Source organism: Aliivibrio sp. SR45-2 (assembly GCF_963890165.1).
In the GTDB taxonomy this organism is placed as follows: domain Bacteria; phylum Pseudomonadota; class Gammaproteobacteria; order Enterobacterales; family Vibrionaceae; genus Aliivibrio; species Aliivibrio salmonicida.
The window spans coordinates 1-4,273 of record NZ_CAWPRC010000003.1 but is presented as its reverse complement, the minus strand read 5'-3'; the positions used below and the strand labels follow the sequence as shown (position 1 = coordinate 4,273).

The window sequence follows — 4,273 nt, the reverse complement described above, 5'->3', positions numbered from 1 at the left end:
TATTTAGAAACTATGAAAATAATAAAAATACAAACGATGTACCTATTACAAATAAATTTCATTTAGTTTACGCTTCCAATACCGTCACTCTGTTTCTTCCAGAATGCTTTGATTGATACAAGGCTGTATCTGCCAGCTTAAATGCCTTTTTAAAAGAGAGCGTTTTACCTGTAGTCGCTCCAATAGACACTGAGACACTGATTCCTGCAATCGACTCTATCGCTATAGAATATCGAATGGCTTCTGTTCGATTTAGTAGACCTGTGTATGAGATGTCATTTAATACAATAACAAACTCTTCACCACCCCATCGAATCGCCATGTCACCTCTTCTCACGTATTTTTTAATTCGATGACAAACTTCTTTAATTACTAGATCACCGTGAAAGTGACCATATTGATCATTAATTGCTTTAAAATTATCAATATCGATAATGATAATCGATTTTCCTGACGTTCGATTCAGTTTTTCTTCCTGAAAATCACGTAGATATAACCCTGTCATATTATCTAACCGATAATAATATAGAAATCGATATAGAGAACTCTTAATTAAAAATAGCACACATGTTACAACCAAGGAAACACCTAAACTTAACATCAATAAATTCACCATGTTTATAGATAGAATTATTTTGTTACTTACCGGAGTACAAGGTATATCAATCAAATCACTGGATAAGGAGAAGACATGATCACTGCCATAGTTCAAAAAACTATATCTTTTTTTATTAAAATTATTTAACCAATTTGAGAAAACACCGACTTTCATGTCCAAAAGAAATATGGCTCTTAATTTTTTATTTTCATAAATTGGATAAAATATACTTCTAACATTTTCATCTGTAAATTGCTCTATATAAGGTTCTGTTAATTTAAGATCACATTGAGCAAAAGCTTGATAACTTTTTGACATATTTTCGTTATCTAGAATCCTATCAATCCAACTTAAATCTGATACTTCTTTAGAGTTCAATCTAACATGAACTTCATGCAATGGCTTAAAATGAGCGATGTTAATATTAGATTCAAGTTTTTCTAGGATCGCTATACTCCAATAATCATCACCAATATAGTTTCTCAACTCTGCCTCTAATAAATTAATACCACTAGATAATTTTTTAACCTTACTGTCTTCATCAACCATAATAGAAACATTATCACGTACATAAGTTCCTTTATTAAGATCTATCATCGTTGTATTTAAATAGAAAGGCGTAATCTTTCTAACTGTATCATACAGCTTTGTGATTTTTTCATGAAACTCCATTCTAAATGAATTAGCTTCTAATTTGTTATATTGATATAATATACAAAAAGACAATAGAAACAAGAATAAGAATACCTTCAAATAAGTACTATCCATTATCTTACGCATTATATTTATTCCTATCTAAAGTCACACGATTACGCCCCATTTTTTTTGATTGATAAAGAGCCCTATCTGCTCTTTTTATCGCTTCCAAAGCCAATTCAGATTCTTGCTGTTCAGAGCCTCCAATAGAAATTGTAATATCCATATCTTCTATTCGTTCATTTTCTATTCTTGCTCTAATCATTTCAGCTTTATTTTTAAAAGAATTAAAATCCATTTGATAGAAAATAATAACAAACTCCTCACCACCCCACCGAATCGCAATATCATGATCTCTAATGCTCTCTTTTATACGTTGGGTTACGACTTTGATGACTTGATCACCAACATCATGTCCATAGTTATCATTAACTAATTTAAAGTAGTCTATATCTATAATTAGGAAAAAAGCTTTCTCTACTCGTTTCAATTTATTCTCAATAAAATCTCGACGCAAAAAACCGGTCATCCGATCATTACATTGAACACTGTGAATTTTTAGATAAAAACGATATAAAAATGTCGCAAATACATAAATAACAGAAGTAATATAAAAACTAATGGCTAACAGTTTGAATATATCTATACTCACAGTTAATGATGCATTATTTAATGTGTACGGTATATTTATATTAAATGTAGCCCAATCAAATCCTTTAGCTTCAGTAATATACCTCCATTTTTTATTACTAAAGTCATTAACTAATGAATCGTTCCACCCGTCTTTAATATCAACAATAATTACAGACACCAAGTTTGAATTTAAATAGATCGGATATATAACAGAATATATTTTTTCATTTGATAAGTTTTCTTTATAAACATCTGTTATTCTTATATCATCATTATGAAACCCTTTATAAGTTTCATTTAAACCTTCTAGTTCTACTATACGATCTAACATTAATGTATCATTTTTTGATTCATAATTAATTTTAATATAATTATCTCTTAACGGTTTATAGTAGGCATTCCCCGTATATTCATCATCTACATCATGAATTTTTTCAAAAATAGCAACCGTCCATATATATTTTTCATTCATAACTTCAGATAAACTTTGATACAATAAACTTATTGCTGGTGATAATACCTTCACCTTTCCGGTTTTATTTACAATAACACCTACGTTATTGTCTTCTTTATAAATACCAGAATTCCTTATTGTTTCATTTGCATTAATATAATAGCCATGAGTTCGCTTAGTTATATCCACTAGCTCTTGATATTTAATATTAATTTTCTTTTCTAAAATTCCAATCGATAATGCATTGTAATAGAACAAAGATGAGAAAACCCCAAAAAACAAAACGAAAAATAAGCAAAGTTTTAAAAAAAACATTTTCTTTATATTATTCATAGATTTTATTATTTATCACTAATCATTTATAATTAAATGCAGCATAAATTAGATAGCATGATGCACTACAAATGAAAGCACTCATACGATCCATCATCGCTTTCAACATATCCTTTATTTTTTAAATACGAGTCACTCGTACTTTGCTTGCTCTGTTATTATCAACCGAGAGTACTTCAAAATTCCATTCTTGGTATTGAACTGAATCACCAATAGTTGGAACATTGCTCGTCAACCACATAAACATACCGGTTAAGGTTTGATAGTCGGCCTCTTTCTCTTCAGGTAATGTTTTTAGATTTAATGTGTCTTTTAATACCGTGATTGGGATGGAACCATCGAGTACCCATTCTTCATCTGATACTTTATCAGCCCATGAATCATTTGGGTTTTCTGACTTAAACTCACCTGCAAGCGCTTCTAATAAATCTTTTTGAGTTACAATACCTTGAGCATCACCGTATTCATCCACAACAAGCGCAATTTCTTCGCCTGTGGTTCTTAATAACTCAAGCAATTGGCTGCCGAATTTGTTCTCTAGAATCGTTAAACATGGCAACAAGTTACGCATCAACCATTTTGTACGATGTTCTTGATGAGACGCTTTTAATAAGAATCGAGACGTTGTGAAACCCAGAACGTGATCCATGCCACCGCGCGTTACGGGATAGATTGAATAGTCTGAACGCAACAATTTAGGTAGGTTTTCATCCCACGATTGTTCTGTATCAAAATAGACTAATTCACTTCTTGGTGTCATTAATGAAGCGACTTTTCTATCGTCTAAATGGAAGATATTGCGCATCATTGTATGTTCTTGTTTTTCTATCACGCCTTGCTCTGATCCTTCATGCAATAGTGCATGAATATCGTCTTCAGTAATCGACGCTTCATCCGTGTTAGAACGGCCAAACAAACGCAATATCCCATTGGTAGAAATAGACAATAGGAAGACAAACGGTCTAGAGATTAATGCAAGCAACCCAATAGGGCCTGCAATTAACGTCGAGATACGCTCTGCGTGGAACAGAGCGATACGCTTTGGTACAAGCTCACCCACAACAATAGAAACGTACGTAATAATAACTACCGTTGAGATTGTTGAAATCGTCGGTGCAAGGGTTGCAGGAACGCCTAAGGATATAATCAACTCAGACAATGGACCCGCAAGGGCGGCTTCGCCCAAAATACCGTTAAGGATACCGATAACGGTAATGCCTATTTGTACGGTAGATAAAAATTGTGTTGGGTCTTCACCCAGTTTTATCGCTCTTGCCGCAGACTTACTTCCTTCTGCCGCTAATTTTTGTAATCGACTCTTTTTTGCTGTCATCAATGCAATTTCTGACATAGCAAACACACCATTAATCACAATTAAAAAAAGTAAAATGGCAATATCCAATGTAAACCTCTAACTAATAAATAGACTATTACAGCTAAAATAGGCTGTAATTTTTATATTCTTATATTCCTGATTTGCGATTAGGTCAATAACTATATTGACCTAATTTTAAACGGCTGTTAATAAAGTTATATATAAATTCATAATATAATATTTA

Annotated in this window: 3 protein-coding genes; all 3 read right to left on the bottom strand. The window is 32.1% G+C overall.

Going from position 1 to position 4,273, the window contains the following annotated elements; genetic code table 11:
* Positions 1–67 precede the first annotated feature (67 nt).
* Positions 68–1,378 (bottom strand): GGDEF domain-containing protein, encoded by a 1,311-nt coding sequence (locus tag AACV33_RS00065; RefSeq protein WP_065609695.1) that lies wholly within the window; start codon positions 1,376–1,378, stop codon positions 68–70.
* Positions 1,371–2,714 carry a GGDEF domain-containing protein gene (locus AACV33_RS00060; RefSeq protein ID WP_065609697.1) on the bottom strand — a complete coding sequence of 448 codons (1,344 nt, stop codon included), beginning with the start codon at positions 2,712–2,714 and terminating at the stop codon, positions 1,371–1,373. Before AACV33_RS00060 ends, AACV33_RS00065 begins: the two co-directional genes overlap by 8 nt.
* Before the next feature lie 121 nt (positions 2,715–2,835).
* Positions 2,836–4,116 (bottom strand): hemolysin family protein, encoded by a 1,281-nt coding sequence (locus AACV33_RS00055; RefSeq protein ID WP_065609699.1) that lies wholly within the window; start codon positions 4,114–4,116, stop codon positions 2,836–2,838.
* Positions 4,117–4,273: the final 157 nt, after the last annotated feature.

Bases quoted from the DNA above. Each gene is read 5' to 3' on its own strand.
- AACV33_RS00060 (WP_065609697.1), bottom strand. From the start codon at position 2,714: ATGAATAATATAAAGAAAATGTTTTTTTTAAAACTTTGCTTATTTTTC.
- AACV33_RS00065 (WP_065609695.1), bottom strand. From the start codon at position 1,378: ATGCGTAAGATAATGGATAGTACTTATTTGAAGGTATTCTTATTCTTG.